At 71.4% G+C, this 14,825-nt stretch carries 11 protein-coding genes; 6 read left to right on the top strand and 5 right to left on the bottom strand.

What is annotated here, in order from left to right; translation table 11 throughout:
- The first annotated feature begins 69 nt into the window (after nucleotides 1–69).
- The 6 genes from ADK67_RS31060 to carB all read left to right on the top strand — a co-directional run bounded on the left by ADK67_RS31060 (nucleotide 70) and on the right by carB (nucleotide 8,141).
- The gene (locus tag ADK67_RS31060) at nucleotides 70–1,062 is read left to right on the top strand and encodes an NAD-dependent epimerase/dehydratase family protein (RefSeq protein WP_053720106.1); all 993 of its coding nucleotides are present in this window, start codon (nucleotides 70–72) and stop codon (nucleotides 1,060–1,062) included.
- A gap of 64 nt (nucleotides 1,063–1,126) precedes the next feature.
- Nucleotides 1,127–2,278 carry a DegT/DnrJ/EryC1/StrS family aminotransferase gene (locus ADK67_RS31055; RefSeq protein ID WP_053720105.1) on the top strand — a complete coding sequence of 384 codons (1,152 nt, stop codon included), beginning with the start codon at nucleotides 1,127–1,129 and terminating at the stop codon, nucleotides 2,276–2,278.
- A gap of 32 nt (nucleotides 2,279–2,310) precedes the next feature.
- Nucleotides 2,311–2,769: an NUDIX hydrolase gene (locus ADK67_RS31050; RefSeq protein ID WP_053720104.1), complete on the top strand. Its 459-nt coding sequence runs from the start codon at nucleotides 2,311–2,313 to the stop codon at nucleotides 2,767–2,769.
- A complete protein-coding gene (locus tag ADK67_RS31045) occupies nucleotides 2,766–3,596 on the top strand; it encodes an inositol monophosphatase family protein (protein WP_053720103.1) in 831 nt (276 codons plus the stop codon). The genes ADK67_RS31050 and ADK67_RS31045 overlap by 4 nt, the downstream gene beginning before the upstream one ends.
- 5 nt (nucleotides 3,597–3,601) lie before the next feature.
- Nucleotides 3,602–4,915, top strand: a complete 1,314-nt coding sequence (locus ADK67_RS31040) for an MFS transporter (RefSeq protein ID WP_053720102.1) — start codon at nucleotides 3,602–3,604, stop codon at nucleotides 4,913–4,915.
- Nucleotides 4,916–5,000: 85 nt separating this feature from the next.
- Entirely contained in the window at nucleotides 5,001–8,141 is a 3,141-nt protein-coding gene (gene carB, locus ADK67_RS31035) for a carbamoyl-phosphate synthase large subunit (protein WP_053720101.1), read from the top strand.
- A gap of 126 nt (nucleotides 8,142–8,267) precedes the next feature.
- Here carB and ADK67_RS31030 read toward each other — a convergent pair whose 3' ends face one another.
- The 5 genes from ADK67_RS31030 to ADK67_RS31010 all read right to left on the bottom strand — a co-directional run bounded on the left by ADK67_RS31030 (nucleotide 8,268) and on the right by ADK67_RS31010 (nucleotide 14,751).
- The gene (locus ADK67_RS31030) at nucleotides 8,268–8,567 is read right to left on the bottom strand and encodes a DUF6355 family natural product biosynthesis protein (RefSeq protein WP_053720100.1); all 300 of its coding nucleotides are present in this window, start codon (nucleotides 8,565–8,567) and stop codon (nucleotides 8,268–8,270) included.
- A 60-nt stretch (nucleotides 8,568–8,627) separates the two neighbouring features.
- Nucleotides 8,628–8,963 carry a DUF6355 family natural product biosynthesis protein gene (locus ADK67_RS31025; RefSeq protein WP_053720099.1) on the bottom strand — a complete coding sequence of 112 codons (336 nt, stop codon included), beginning with the start codon at nucleotides 8,961–8,963 and terminating at the stop codon, nucleotides 8,628–8,630.
- A gap of 419 nt (nucleotides 8,964–9,382) precedes the next feature.
- Nucleotides 9,383–9,766 carry a hypothetical protein gene (locus ADK67_RS31020; RefSeq protein ID WP_157620952.1) on the bottom strand — a complete coding sequence of 128 codons (384 nt, stop codon included), beginning with the start codon at nucleotides 9,764–9,766 and terminating at the stop codon, nucleotides 9,383–9,385.
- Between the two features lie 644 nt (nucleotides 9,767–10,410).
- A complete protein-coding gene (locus tag ADK67_RS31015; RefSeq protein ID WP_053720097.1) occupies nucleotides 10,411–13,767 on the bottom strand; it encodes a type I polyketide synthase in 3,357 nt (1,118 codons plus the stop codon).
- Nucleotides 13,768–13,959: 192 nt separating this feature from the next.
- Nucleotides 13,960–14,751, bottom strand: a complete 792-nt coding sequence (locus tag ADK67_RS31010) for a helix-turn-helix transcriptional regulator (protein ID WP_053720096.1) — start codon at nucleotides 14,749–14,751, stop codon at nucleotides 13,960–13,962.
- Between the last annotated feature and the right edge of the window lie 74 nt (nucleotides 14,752–14,825).

The raw sequence follows: 14,825 nt of genomic DNA, 5'->3' as shown, positions 1-14,825 counted from the left end.
CTGGGCCCGTCGAGTTCGCCGAATCCCGGGGCGGCACGGGACGCGCAGAACCGAGGAGAGAAACGAACCATGAAGAAGTACCTGATCACCGGTGGGCGCGGGTACATCGGGTCGGTGCTGACCCAACGGCTCTGCCGGTCCGGATCAGAGGTCGTCGTGGTCGACAACGGTCTGGTCGGCGGTCCGGAACTCGACCTGCCCCGGGTCACCTACGTCGACGGCGACGTCCGCGACGTCGGCTCGTGGCACAAGGCGCTCGGCGGAGTGGACGCGGTGGTGCACCTGGCGGCGATCGTGGGCGATCCGGCCTGCGCGGTCGACCCGGACACCGCCTGGGACGTCAACTACCTCGGGACGGTACGGGTCGTCGAGGCGTGCCGGCGTGCGGGTGTGCGGTCGTTGGTCTTCGCTTCCACGTGCAGCAACTACGGGCTCACGGCGGACAAGGAGGTGGACGTGTGGTCGCCCGTGGCGCCGCAGTCCGTCTACGCCGAATCCAAGGTGAGGTCCGAGCACTACCTGCTCTCGTTGCCCCGGGACGTGCTCTCGTCCCGTCTGCTGCGATTCGCCACCATCCACGGCCTTTCACCTCGGATGCGGTTCGACCTCGCGGTCAACGTCATGACGGCGGACGCCGTGGCACGCGGCCGTGTCACCGTCCACGGCGGCACGCAGTGGCGGCCGTTCCTGCACGTCGAGGATGCGGCGGCGGCCGTGCAGCTCGTCCTTCGGGATGCCCCGCGTGCCGCTCCCGGCGTCGTCTACAACTGCGGTTTCGGCGAGGAGAACTACCGCATGGACACCATCGGGGAACTCATCGCCGAGGAGATCGCCGGTGTCCGCCTGGAGATCCGCAAGGAGCAGACGGATCCGCGCAACTACCGGGTGAATTTCGACCCGATCGGGCGAGAGTTGGGTTTCACTTTGGGTCACCGGGTGGTCGACACGGTGCGGGACATCCGGGACGCCATGCTCAACGGCGGGTTCACGGACTTCGACTCCCCTCGGTACAGCAACTACCTGACCGCGGTCGCGAAGCGCGACGACCCGGTCTCGGCGTAGCCGGCGCCGTCCCGACGCCTCCGTCCAACGAGCGCGTTCCGTCATCCACCGGGGGACCCACACCATGACCGACACCACCGTGAACACCGCCCGCCCGCCGCGTTTCGCCGAACTCGTGCCCCTGACCCGCCCGACCGTCGAAGCCGACGCCGAGCTGGAGTCGGCCATCAAGGGGATCCTCCGGTCCGGCATGCTCACCAACGGCAAGCACGTGCGGGAGTTCGAAGAGGCCGCGAGCGCCTACCTGGGCGTCGGCCACGCGGTCGCGGTGAGCAACTGCACGACCGGCCTGATGCTCGTGCTCCGCTGCCTGGACCTGACGGGTGACGTCGTCGTGCCGAGCTTCACGTTCATGGCTTCCGGCCACGCGATCGACTGGGCGGGCAACGGGGTCCGGTTCGCCGACTCCCACCCCCGGACCTGGACCCTCGACCCGGACGCCGTCGCACCGCTGATCGCGGAGGCGGCGGGGGTGATGGCCGTGCACACGTTCGGCGCGCCATGCGACGCCGATCGGCTGCAGGAACTGTGCGACACCAAGGGAATCCCGCTCGTCATCGACGCCGCGCACGGCTTCGGGAGCCGTTATCCCGACGGCGCCATGGTGGGTGGCAAGGGCGTGGCCGAGGTGTTCAGCCTCAGCCCGACCAAGACCCTCAGCACCGGAGAGGGCGGGCTGGTCACCACGAACGACGCCGCGCTGGCCGCGAAGCTGCGCATGGCGCGCGAATACGGCAACCCGGGTGACTACGACAGCCGCTCCATCGGGCTCAACGGCCGCATGACCGAGGTCTCCGGGGCCCTGGGCGTGCACGCGCTCAAGAGCTTCACCCGGTGGATCCACATCAGACAGTCCTTGGCGGAACGCTACCGCTCTAGCCTGGGCGGCCTGCCGGGCCTGGAGTTTCAGGAGGTCCCGACGGGCGCGACGAGCTCGTACAAGGACCTGGGCATTCGCGTGGACGGCACGCGGTTCGGGATGACCCGCGACCAACTGGCCGAGCGGCTGGCCCGCGAGAATGTCAGCACCCGGAAGTACTTCAGCCCCGCGTTGCACCAGCAGACCGCCTACCGGGACGTGCCGGCCGGCGCGGACCTGTCCGTGACGGAGGAACTGGCGTCGAGCATGATCACGCTGCCGCTGTACTCGCACATGCCGGCACATCTCGTGGACGAGATCTGCGACCTCATCGGCGAACTGCACGCGGCCTGTTGAGCGATCGAGCACGGAAGTGGTGGTAGAGCGTCGTGAACAACTACGTGGCGGACCTGCGCGAGCTGGTCGGGACCCGGCCGCTGATCCTGCCCGGCACGTCGGTCGTGGTCACCGACCCGGCCGGGCGGGTCCTGCTCCTGGAGCGGGTCGACACCGGGGGCTGGGGACTGCCCGGCGGACTCATGGAGCCGGGGGAGTCGTTCGAGGAGACCGGGCGGCGCGAGGTGAAGGAGGAGACCGGCCTGGACGTCGGCGACCTGAGCCTGCTCGGGCTCTTCTCCGGCGCCGAGTACTACTACCGCTACCCGAACGGTGACGAGATCTTCAACGTCACCGCCGCCTACGTGGCCAGGCTGCCGCGGGAAGCCACGATAGTCCTGGACACCGCGGAGAACAGCGCGTGGCGCTTCTTCGGCCTGGACGAGATCCCGGACACCGTGATCACCCCGGAGCGGCCCATCATCGCGGAATACACCAAGGTGGCGCGGTGACCGCGCCGGAACCGGACTACACGGCGTTCATCGACTCCTGCCTTCGCGAAGCGTCCGAAGTGGCCACCCGGATGCAGGGCTCCGGCCGGGCGACGGTCAAGCCGACGGACGTGAACCAGGTCGTCACCGACACGGACCTGGCACTGGGCGCGTTGCTGACCGGGCGGATCAGGGACGCCTACCCGCGGCACGCGATCCTGGAGGAGGAGAGCGGCGGAACACCAGGCGACCACGGGATCACCTGGATCGTCGACCCGTTGGACGGCACGAGCAACTACGCCGTCGGCAGCCCCCTGTACGGGGTGATGATGGCGGCGGTCGGCCCGGACGGCGTGCTCGCCGGCGGCTTGGCGCTGCCCGCGTTCGGCACGGTGTACGTCGCCCAGTCCGGCCGCGGGGCCACCCGTGACGGGCAACCGCTCGGGCCGCTCCCGACCACCGGGCTCGACCGCTCGCTGGTGGCGTACGGGATGGACAAGGGGCCGGCCGACCTGATGGCGGCCGAAGGGCGGCTCGTCACCGCCATCGGCACGGCCTGCCTCGGCGTCCGCATGAGCAACAGCGTCTTCGACATCTGCATGGTGGCCGACGGCGCGTACGGCGCGTTCGTGCATCGCGGTTGCCGGATCTGGGACGTGGCGGCGGCGGTGTGCGTCCTCGAAGAGTGCGGCGGTCGCTGCACCGATCTCGACGGGCGGCCACTGGACCTCACGCGCCCGCTGGAGAAGGGCGATCAGGTCTTCGAAGTCTGCTTCGCCTCGGCCACCGCGCACCCCTCGCTCATCACCGCGATCGCCACGGCGGTCCCCGTACCCGAGGAGGACTGATCGGCGTGACCACCACCCGCCCCGGCCGGCACGGCCAGGACACCCGAGTGGGCATCCTGGCCATGATCATGGGACTGACCTGCGGCTACGACGCCACCGCCATGGCAGGCGCGCTGGTGCTGGTCACCGACCACTTCACCCTGGCCACGACGCAGCAGGGCTCCCTGTACGCCGCCACGGCGGCCGGGTGGATCGTCGGCGCGCTGCTGGGCAGCAGGCTCGTCAACGCGCTCGGCCGCCGGACCACCCTGCTCGGGTTGGCGCTGCTGCACGTGGCGGGCACCACCCTGGCCGTGACGTCGGTCAACCTCGTGTGGCTGGACGCGAGCCGCTTCGTGCAGGGCATCGCGATCGGCATCGCCATCGTGGCGACCCCCATCTTCATCGCCGAATCGGTCTCGACACGCGCTCGCGGACGCACCGCCGTCCTGTACCAGGTGGCGACTTCCCTCGGGTGCGCGTTGGGGTACATCGGCGGCTACTTCCTCGCGGGCAGCGGGCAGTGGCGGCTGATGATCGCCGTTCCCGGCGTCCTCGCCCTGGTCACCGCCCTGTGGCTGACCCGGCTCCCCGAGACCGATCGCTGGCGTCAACTCCGGAGAACCGGCCCGACCGCGGGTGCCGCGCGTCCGCCGGGCGTCCTGCGCGCCCTGTTCAGCCCGCGCTACCGGACGCTGACGCTGTTCGTCATCACGCTGGGGTTCTTCGTCCAGGCCACGGGCATCAACGCGATGGTGTTCTTCAGCCCGCGGATCTTCGAGCACATGGGTTACACCGACACCTTCGGACTGCTGGTGCTGCCCGGTTTCGTCCAACTCGCGGGCGCGGTCGCGGCGCTCGTGTGCGCGCTGACGATCGACCGGTTCGGCAGGCGGCCCGCCCTGCTCGCCGGCACCACCCTCATGGGCCTGGGACACGCCCTGATGGTGCTCGGGTTCGCCGTCGACTCGCCGGAGGTGGTGGGCTTCCTCGGCCTGGTGGTCTTCGTCGTCGGCTTCAACTCCGGTTTCGGGGCACTGGTGTGGGTCTTCGCCGCCGAGGGCTTCCCGGACCACCTCCGCGGCGCCGGCGCGTCGGTGATGCTGCTGACGAACCTCACCACCAACCTGGTCGTCGCCCAGTTCTTCCTCGACCTGCTCAACACCGTCGGCGGCCTGGCGACCTACCTCATCCTCCTGGCCGTCACCGTCGCCGCCTGGCTCTTCGTGTTCTTCCTCGCCCCGGAGACGAAGGGCCGTTCCCTGGACGAAGTCCAGTCCTACTGGGAGGCCGGTCGGCGCTGGCCCGCCACCGACGACGCACCCGCCGCCCGCACATGAGACGGCCGTCCCGCGCCGCTCGTCCCGGAAGGACGGTCACGGCACGGCTCCGAGCGGTTCTGCCGGGCGATGGGAGGTGCGGGCCGTGCCGCGGCGCAGTGACGTGAACTCCGTGCTGGTCATCGGGTCCGGTCCGATCGTCATCGGCCAGGGCGCCGAGCTCGACTACACCGGCACGCAGGCGTGCCGTGTGCTCAAGGCGGAGGGTGTGCGGGTCGTGCTGGTCAACAGCAACCCGGCGACCATCATGACCGACCCGGAGTTCGCCGACGCCACCTACGTGGAGCCGGTCACTCCCGAGACCATCGAGCAGGTCATCGCCAAGGAACGGCCGGACGCCCTGCTGGCCACCTTCGGCGGCCGGACCGCGCTCGACAACGCCGTCGCCCTGCACGAGTCCGGCGTGCTCGCCCGGTACGGCGTCGAGCTGATCGGCGCCGACATCGACGCGATCCGCGCGGGCGGGAACCGTGAGGAGTTCAAGCGGATCGTCCGGCGGGTGGGCGCCGACGTCGTCCGCGGCGCCACCTGCCACACGCTGGAGCAGTGCCACGCCGCGGCGGCGGAACTCGGCTACCCGGTCTTGGTGCGGCCCTCGTCCACGATGGGCGGTGCCGGCTTCGCCCACGACGAGCGGCAGCTGTCGGCCATGGTGTCCAGCCCGGCCCGGCAGGTGCTGTTGGAGGAGTCGGTCCTCGGCTGGAAGGAGTTCGAGCTCGAACTCCTGCGCGACCGCGACGACAACGTGGCCGTCGTCTGCTCGATCGAGAACCTGGACCCGATGGGCGTGCACGCCGGCGACTCCATCGCCGTGGCACCGGCCATGACGCTGACCGACCGGGAGCACCGGCGGATGCGCGACGTGGCCATGGCGGTGGTCCGCGCGGTCGGCGTCGACGGCGGCTGCAACGTCCGGTTCGCCGTCGACCCGCGCACCGGCCGCACGATCGTGGTCGGGGCGAACGTGCGCGTGTCCCGCTCCAGCGCGCTCGCCGCCAAGGCGACCGGCGTCCCGATCGCCGAGATCGCCACCAGGCTGGCCGTCGGCTACACACTGGACGAGATACCCGACGCCATCACCGGGGAGGCTCCGGCCGCCTTCGGACCGCGCTTGGACCACGTCGTGGTGAAGGCGCCGCGGTTCGCGTTCGAGAACTTCCCGACTGCCGACGCGGGCCTCACCACCCACATGAAGTCGGTCGGGGAGGCGATGGCGATCGGCCGGTCCTTCCCGGAAGCGCTCAACAAGGCGCTGCGCTCGTTGGACAGGGCCGGCGGCTCCTTCAGCTGGGCCGAGCCGTCGGGTGACAAGGACGCCCTGGTCGAGGCGAGCCGGCGGCCCACCGACGGCCGCATCAACACCGTGCACCAGGCCATCCGGGCCGGTGCCGCGGTCGAGGAGTTGGCCGCCGCGACCGGCATCGACCCGTGGTTCCTGGATCAGGTCCGGCGGATCGAGGACGTCGCGCGGGTGGTCGCCGGCCAGGACGGCGCGATCCGGCCGGAGACGCTGGTGCTCGCCAAGCGGCACGGCCTGTCCGACGCGCAGATCGGCGAGCTGCGCGGCCTGTCCGAGGACGAGGTCCGCGAACTGCGCTGGTCGTTGGGCATCAGACCCGGGTACACGGCGGTTGACGGGCGTGCGGCTGCCCGGTACTCGTCCTACGGCGAGGAGCCCGAGGCGCCACCGGCCGCCGCGCCGAAGGTGGTCATCCTCAGCAGCGGGCCGAACCGGATCAGCCAAGGCGTCGAGTTCGACTACGCGTGCGTGCACGCGAGCTTCGCGCTCGCCGCGGCCGGCTACGAGACCGTGATGGTCAACTGCAACCCGCAGGCGGTGTCCACCGACCAGCGCACCAGCCACCGCCTCTACTTCGAGCCGCTCACCTTCGAGGACGTGCTGGAGGTGGTGGCCGCCGAGCAGGCCACCGGCGAAGTCGCCGGGGTGCTGGTGCAGCTGGGCGGGCCGACGCCGCTGGGCCTGGCCGCGCGCCTGGAGGCCGCCGGGGTGCCGATCGTCGGCACCGGCCCGGCGGGCATCGACCTGGCCGAGAACCGCGGCGCGTTCGGCGCCTTGTTGGCCGAGGTGGGGCTGCTCGCCCCGACGTGCGGCACGGCGACGTCGTTCGAGCAGGCCACCAACGCCGAGCACCCGGCGCCGGCGGACCGGTTCCTCGATGACGCGATCGAGATCGATGTCGACGCGCTCTACGACGGCCGCGAGCTGTACCTGGGAGGCGTCATGGAGCACATAGAGGAGGCCGGCGTCCACTCCGGCGACTCGGCGTGCGCGCTGCCGCCGATCACGCTCGGCCGCGCCGACATCGCCCGGATCCGCGAGTCCACCCGTGTCCTGGCCGACGGCATCGGGGTGCGCGGGCTGATGAACGTGCGGTACGCGCTCGCGTCAGGCGTGCTGTACGTGCTGGAGGCGAATCCGCGGGCCGGCCGCACCCTTCCGTTCGTGTCCAAGGCCACCGGCGTGCCGCTGGCCAAGGCCGCTGCCCGGGTGATGCTCGGGTCCACCGTCGACGAGCTGCGCGCCGAGGGCCTGCTGTGGGCCGACGGGGACGGCGGCACGCTGCCGCCGGACGCCGCCGTCGCCGTCGCCGTCAAGGAGGGTGTGCTGCCGTGGAACCGGTTCCGCACTCTCGAGGGCTACGGCGTGCGCGGCCCGGAGATGCGCTCCATCGGCGAGGTGATGGGCATCGACGCGGTCTTCGGCGCCGCCTACGCCAAGGCACAGGCCGCCCGCGGCGGCGGTCCGCTGCCCACCAAGGGCCGGGCCTTCGTGTCGGTCGCCAACCGCGACAAGCGGGGCATGATCTTCCCGGTGAAGGCGCTGGCCGACGCCGGTTTCGAGATCCTGGCCACCGCGGGTACCGCGGAAGTCCTGCACCGTCACGGCGTCGACGTCACGGTCGTCCGCGCGCACGGTGACGGACCCGGCCGCGACGGCGAGCCGACCATCGTGAACCGCATCCTGGCCGGTGAGGTCGACCTCGTCGTCAGCACCTCGTCCGGGCGGCGGGACGGCTCCGAGATCCGCACCGCCGCGGTGGCGTCCGGCGTCCCGTGCGTTACCACCGTCCAAGGCCTGGCCGCCACCGTGCAGGGCATCGAGGCCGTGGACCGCGGCGACGCGGTGGTCACCTCGCTCCAGGAACACGCCCGACTGCGGTGTCCACCCGGGACACCGTGCGGCCGTCAGCGCACGCGGTCGTGAACGAGCGCCGACTCGCCGGGCGCGCCTACCCACCTCAGTGGTGTCGGACGATCCACTTGAACGCACTGCGGCTCGCGCCTTCCGTGGCGCGAGCCGCAGTGCGTCGTCAGCTGTCCCGACGGCGGGTCAGCAGAGGCCGGTGTAGAACGCGTTCGCGATGACGTCGTCGGAACCGAGGTAGCTGTCCGACCACGGCGGCACGCAGAGGTCGTACCCGGACAGACCGTTGTGGCGGTCGACCCTGATCTTGACCCAGGTCGGCCCGCAGTGACCGTAGCGGGCCTCCACCGCGTTCTCGTAGAAACCGCAGATCTGCTGGGCCCCGACCCCGCTGCCGGCGGGCGCGGCATTGGCGCCTGCGATCGGCACCAACGCGCCGGCAACGGCGAAGAGGCCGACCACTGCGGCCTTCATGCTGTTCTTCACAAGCACTCCCTTGGATTTTCGAGCAGATTTCCAGAAAGCGAAGCCCTAATCAGCGCCCTATCAGCACAGACCGATGTAGTAGGCGTTCGCGATGTCGGAGGCCGAACCGAGGTAGACGAGCGATGACGGCGGCACGCACAGGTCGTACCCGGGCTGACCGTTGTGGCGGTCGACCCTGATCTTGACCCAGGTCGGGCCGCAGTGGCCGTAGTAGGAATCCACCGCGTTCTCGAAGAAGCCGCACGGAGGCGCTTCGGCGATGTCGACGGACGTGCTGACAGCCGTCGGTGCGACGACGACGGCGTCCGCCGGAGCAGCATTGGCACCGAGGTTCGGCACCAGCACACCCAGGATCGCGAAGAGGCCGACCACCACGGCCTTAATGCTGTTCTTCACCAGGACTCCTTTGAGTTCCTCGACAGGTTTTCCAAACTCACCTGTGAACACGAGGGCAAGGCCCGTCCGCACTGAGGGCATTTCATAACGGTCACATAACGGCAGCCGGGTCGTCGGTGAGCAGGACGCGCAACCGAGCCAGTCCACGGCTCATGTGCCTGGTCACCGTGCCCGCGGTGCAGCCGAGCGCCGAGAGGTTCCTGTTCGGAACTCAGCTCCAGGATGTTCCGATCCGCGCTCGCCGGACACGGCCTGCACCCGTCAGCAGGGCGCACCCGGCTCGTGCTTCGACAACGCCGTCGTCACCACGACCGTCTACATTCGACACTCGCCTGCCGGACCCCGCACGAAGTCCGCGTCGACCATCGCGCCCATGTCCCGCCGACGGGACATGGGCGCAGCGCGGCGCAGGCCCGTGGTCATACCGGGATGTCCTCCCAGAAGATGACCGCCCACACGAGCACGACCAGGAACACCAACAGCACCGCCCGCAGTTGGTACTTCTGCGAGGCGTGTTCCTGCTCCTCCGTGGCGTCCTCGCCGAATTCGTGCGCGGCGTCGACCATCAACTCGGGTTTGAAGTTCGTGGCCAGCCACGGGATGGCGGTGGCGACGGCCGCGCACCCGAACGCCCATTCGGCCGGAAGCCCTTTGAGTAACGCCGCGCCGACCCCGACCGCCGGTGTGGCCAGCGCGACGAGCGCGGAGACGACACGGCGGTTCGCCGGCATCTTCAGGAAGAAGCGTGCGGCCAGGGCAAGCCACATCACCACCGCCACGGGGATCAGGACTGAAGTGAGCACGGTAATCAGATCGCCCTCATCGCGCCCCGTGCGGTCGCGTAGCCGCCACCGGGCCAGCCCCAGCCCGCCGTGAGGACTCCACCATAAGCGACGACCGTACCACCGGCACCCATCTCGGGTTCCTCGTCCGCACGGTTCCGTTGATCCGCACGGCGCGGCTGGGCCGCGGGCTGACGGGCCCGTTGGGGGTAACGCCGTGATGGCGAGATTTGCACGACATGCGGACGAGGTGGCAGGCCTACGGTCACTGCTGCTCGACAAACTCGGACAGGATCCTCAACAGACTCTCCGGCCATTCCACTCATGGGATCTACCCGTCGGCGACAGCAGGTGGGGCCTGTTTACGTTCGCCGGTGGTGACCAGGCCGCGCAGTTTGCGCACGGCGATCGACTACCCACTACTGCATTTCCGGAGCAGAGCAGCGGTGCCGTGAGGAACGCCCGGTCGCCGGGGCGAACGTGCGTAGCAGGCGCAGCAATGCGAAGGGCGTTGGTCACACTCCGGTAAGCTAGTCGGAGCCGATCGAGTGACCGGTGGCCTCACGGCTCAGCGTCGCCGTGGTCACCAACGAGCAGCGGTGGCGCGAACTCGTCTGACGCCGACCGGCCCGGCGCGTTCCGCAGGAGCGCCGGGCCGGCCCACGTCATCCCGAGGTGCTCCCGGTGAGCTGCGCGATCACCGCGTCCACGGTGTTGCCGCCGAGCAGTGAGCGCGTGGCCAACCGAACACCGGTCTCGGCGCGGACGCGTGCGATCAGCTTGACCGCCAGCATCGAGTCCATGCCGAGGTCGGACAGGCGCCTGGTGCGGTCGACGCGGTCGGCCCCCAGCAGCGCGCGCACCTCCTCGACGAACCACTCGTCCAGCGTCGCGGGCCGCTCTGGGACGGCCTCCTCCGGCACCCCCCGGAGCTCGCCGACCACCGTGCCGTCCGACGCCAGCAGCCGCACCACGTCCCCGTCGACGCGCTTCCACACCCGATCGGGCAAGGGACCTGCCAGGGCCGCTGAACCGAGCGCCGATCCCAGCTCCGCCGCCACGTTCGCCAGCGGCGTGGCGCCGTCGAGGGATTCCCGCCCGGACAGCTCGCGGGCCGCCCCGCGCCCGCTGAGCACGGTCGTCCACGTCGACAGACCGTCCTCGCCCGCCTCCTCCGCCCGCGCGGTGAACCGCCACCCGCCACCGTCAGCGTGCAGCACGACCCGCAGCGGGCTGCCAGCTGCCGCGGTGCCGTGGTGGTGCAGCCCGGTCAGCTCGGCGCCCCCGCCGGTCACGCGCATCACCGCCGTCAACGCCACCTCCAAGCACGTCCCGACCAACAGCTCGGCCTCCGGCGCCGTCCGGTCCGGGTCGAACGTCCGCACGTGGTCGGTCGGCACGACCGCGGCCGGCCGGGTGGGAGCCCAGTGCCGCCTGCCCTGCCACGGGTACAGCGGGAGGTCGGTGAACGAGCCGGGCGGCTGCACGACGTCCCACCGGACCTCGTGGCCCCGCGCGTACGCGGCGCCGAGCCCGGCCAGCACGGTGCCCAGCACCGGCTCCCCCCGCACGGCCGAGGTGATCGCGACGCCGTCCACGCCGGCTTCCTGGGCGCGGTCGGCGAGCAACGTGCCCAGCACCGCGTGCGGGCTGATCTCCACGAACGTCACCGGACCGCCCTCGGCGAGCACGGCTGTCACCGCCGGACCGAACCGCACCTGCTCGCGCAGGTTGCGCACCCAGTACCGGCCGTCCAGCTCAGGGCCGCGCACCAGCTCGCCGGACACCGTGGAGCGCAGCGGGATGACGGCGTGCCGTGGCTCCAGCCCGGCCAGTGCCTCGACCAGTTCGGCGCAGATCGGATCGATGTGCGGGGAGTGCGACGCGTAGTCGACGTCGACGTACCGGCAGAACACACCCGCCTCGCGCAACGGCGCCACGACCTCCTCCAGCGCCGCGGGTTCACCGGCCAGCACCACCGAGTCCGGTCCGTTCACCACCGCGACCGCGACCTCGTCCGCCCGGTCGCCGACGGCGCGCAGCGCGTCCTCCTCTCCGATGCCGAGCGCCACCATCGCGCCCCGGCCGGGCAGGCGGGCGATCAGCTCGCCGCGCCGGGCCGCGATCGCCGCGCCGTCTCGCAGCGTCAGCGCACCGGCCGTGCACGCCGCCGCGATCTCGCCCATGCTGTGCCCGATCACGACCTCCGGCTCCAGCCCCCACTCCCGCCACGTGCCGGCGAGCGCCACCTGGAACGCCCACAGCGCGGGTTGCAGCTCCGCCGGGCCCTTCAGCGAGTCCAACCGGTCGGGCAGCCACCAGCCCGCCTCGGCCCGGATCGCCTCCGCGCACGCGGTGAACACTCGGCGGAAAGTGGGCTCGACCTCGTACAGGTCACGGCCCATGCCCTTCCACTGCGAGCCCTGTCCGGAGTAGACGAACACCACCCTGGGCACGCGCGCCGGGACGGCGGGGGCACGCGCGGCGGCGCGCAGGCCCGCCGCGACCTCGGCGGCGTCCGCACCGGACACCGCGATCCGGTGGGCGTGGTGGCTGCGCCGGGTCGCCGCGCTGAACGCGACGTCCACGAGGCCCTCGTCACCGGCGCGCTCCACCACGTCCGCGAACGCGGCGGCCGACGCGCGCGCGGCGGCCTCGCTGCGCGCCGACACGGGGACCAGGTGCGCCGCGCGCCGCGTCGGCTTCGACTCGCGCGGTTCGGGCCGGGGTGCGGCGCGCAGCACTAGGTGCACGTTGGTCGCCGACAGCCCGAACGAGCTGACCCCGGCCACGCCCGGCCGCCCGGTCGCGGGCCACGGCCGCGCGTCGGTCACCAGCTCCAGCGCCGACCCGGCCAGCACGGGGTGCGGGTCGAGCACGCGCAGCGTGGCCGGCAGGACGCCGCGGTGCAGCGCCAGCGCCGTCTTCGCCAGTCCCGCCAACCCGGCTGCCGCCTCGATGTGGCCGATGTTGGACTTCACCGAGCCGACCAGGCACGGCCGCTCGCGCGACGCCGAGCCGAAGACCCGGTTCAGCGCGGTCAACTCCACCTCGTCGCCGACCGGTGTGCCGGCGCCGTGCGCCTCCACGTAGTCCACCTCGGCGGCGGACACCCCGGCGTCCGCGTGCGCGGCCCGCAGCATCGCCGCCTGCCCGTCCACGCTCGGCGTGATCAGCGTCTCGCTGGCACGGCCGTTGTTGTTCACCGCGCCGCCCAGGACGGTGGCGTACACGCGGTCGCCGTCGCGCAGCGCCGCGCCCAGCGGCTTGAGCACCACGGCCACCGCGCCCTCGCTGCGCACGTACCCATCGGAGCCCGCGTCGCCGAACCGCCTGCTCCCGTCGCGTGACAGGATGCCCGCCTCCGACAAGGGGAAGTAGAAGTCGGGCGCCAGCAGCAGGTTCACGCCGGCCACGATCGCCGCCTCCGCGTGCCCGGACCACAGGTCGCGGCACGCCAGGTGCACCGCCAGCAGCGACGTCGAGCAGGTCGCCTCGACGCCGAGGCTCGGTCCGCGCAGGTCCAGCAGGTGCGACAGCCTGCCCGCCGGCATGCCCCACGCCCCGTTGCCGGCGACCGCGTGCATGTCCGACAGGCCCGCCGCGCGGACCATGTCCCAGTAGTCGGCGTTCAGACACGCCGTGTAGACACCGGTCGCGCTGCCGGCGAGACCTCCGGCGGTGAGGCCGGCGTCCTCGACGGCCTCCCACACGGTCTGGGCCATCAGGCGGTGCTGCGGGTCGATCCGCACGGCCTCGTGGCCGGAGACGCCGAAGAACTCGGCGTCGAACAGGTCCACGTCTGCCAGGAACCCGCCCAGGCGCGTCGAGATGCGCCCCTGTCTGCCGCGTTCGGGGTCGTGGTGCCGGTCGACGTCGAAGCGCTCCGCCGGGATCTCGCCGACCGCGTCGACCCCGGCCTCCAGCACGTCCCACAGTTGTCGGGCCCCGTGCGCCCCCGGCAGTCGGCAGCCGATGCCGATGACGGCGACCGGTTCCCGGGCTTCCCGCTCCTCGCGCATGCCCCTCCTAAGCCGATGGAGGCACGCGACGGCACCTGGCCGGTGCGCTGCCCCCGGTTCCCGCGGTCCTCTCAGGCTTGGGCAGCGCCGGCGCGGCGACAACCCCGACTTGACGGAGTCCGCCGCCGCCTTTGGTGTTCTTCATCTGGAAGCGCCAGGATCACCCCCAGGCGAACAGAGCAGCCGCGCCGCCTAACTGATAAGCGCGTCGGGCCGCGGTCCGTCGACGGGCAGGTGCACCACGACGGAAAGCATGGAGTCGGCGAGGTTCAGCACCGTCAGCTGGGTTACCCGCAGCTCCCCGTCGACGCGCACCTCGCGCAGCCGGGTGCGCTGCCGGGTGACGTAGTGCGACGACCACCAATCGCGGAACTCGGGGCTGGCTTCGTGCATCAGGGCGATCAGCTCCTCGAACCGGGAGTCCCACGCTCGTGCCGCCGCCGCCCGCCGGAACCTGCCCACCACGTCGCGGGTCTCGTCCTCCCAGTTGACGAACCGCTCACGCGCCTCCGGCTCGGTCAGCATCCACAGCAGCATGTTGCGGCGCGGTTCGGGCAGCGCGCCGAAATCGGTGTACCACTTGGTGGCGGCGACGTTCCACGCGACCACGTCGCCGTGCACATCGGCCCCGTACACCGGCAGATCGTTGTCGCACATCGCGGCGACCACCGAGCGGACGATGGCGTCGTCGGAGGTGTCGCTGCGCGGCTTCTCGTCCGACGGCGGGCTGCCGGTGGCGAGCAGGTACAGGTATGTGCGCTCGTCACCGCTCAGCCGCAGCACCCTGGCGAGGCTCGCCAGCACCTCGGTCGAAGGCCGGATGTCCCGCCCCTGCTCCAGGTACGTGTACCACGTGGGGCTGAGGCCGGCGAGCACGGCGATCTCCTCGCGGCGCAGCCCGGGCGTGCGGCGGCGCGAGCCGGTGGGCAGGCCGAGGTCGCCGGGACTGGTGCGCTCCCGGCAGCGGCGCAGGAACTGCGCCAACTCCTGCCTATTTCTCCTCGTTCCCACAAATCCCCCCAGACCCCGGAACACCAGCTCAACGACTCAATCTAGTG

Origin of the sequence: Saccharothrix sp. NRRL B-16348 (assembly GCF_001280085.1) — a bacterium.
Classification (GTDB): Bacteria; Actinomycetota; Actinomycetes; order Mycobacteriales; family Pseudonocardiaceae; genus Actinosynnema.
Note: the sequence above shows the minus strand (reverse complement) of the source record. Positions and strands in the feature narration are given on the sequence as shown.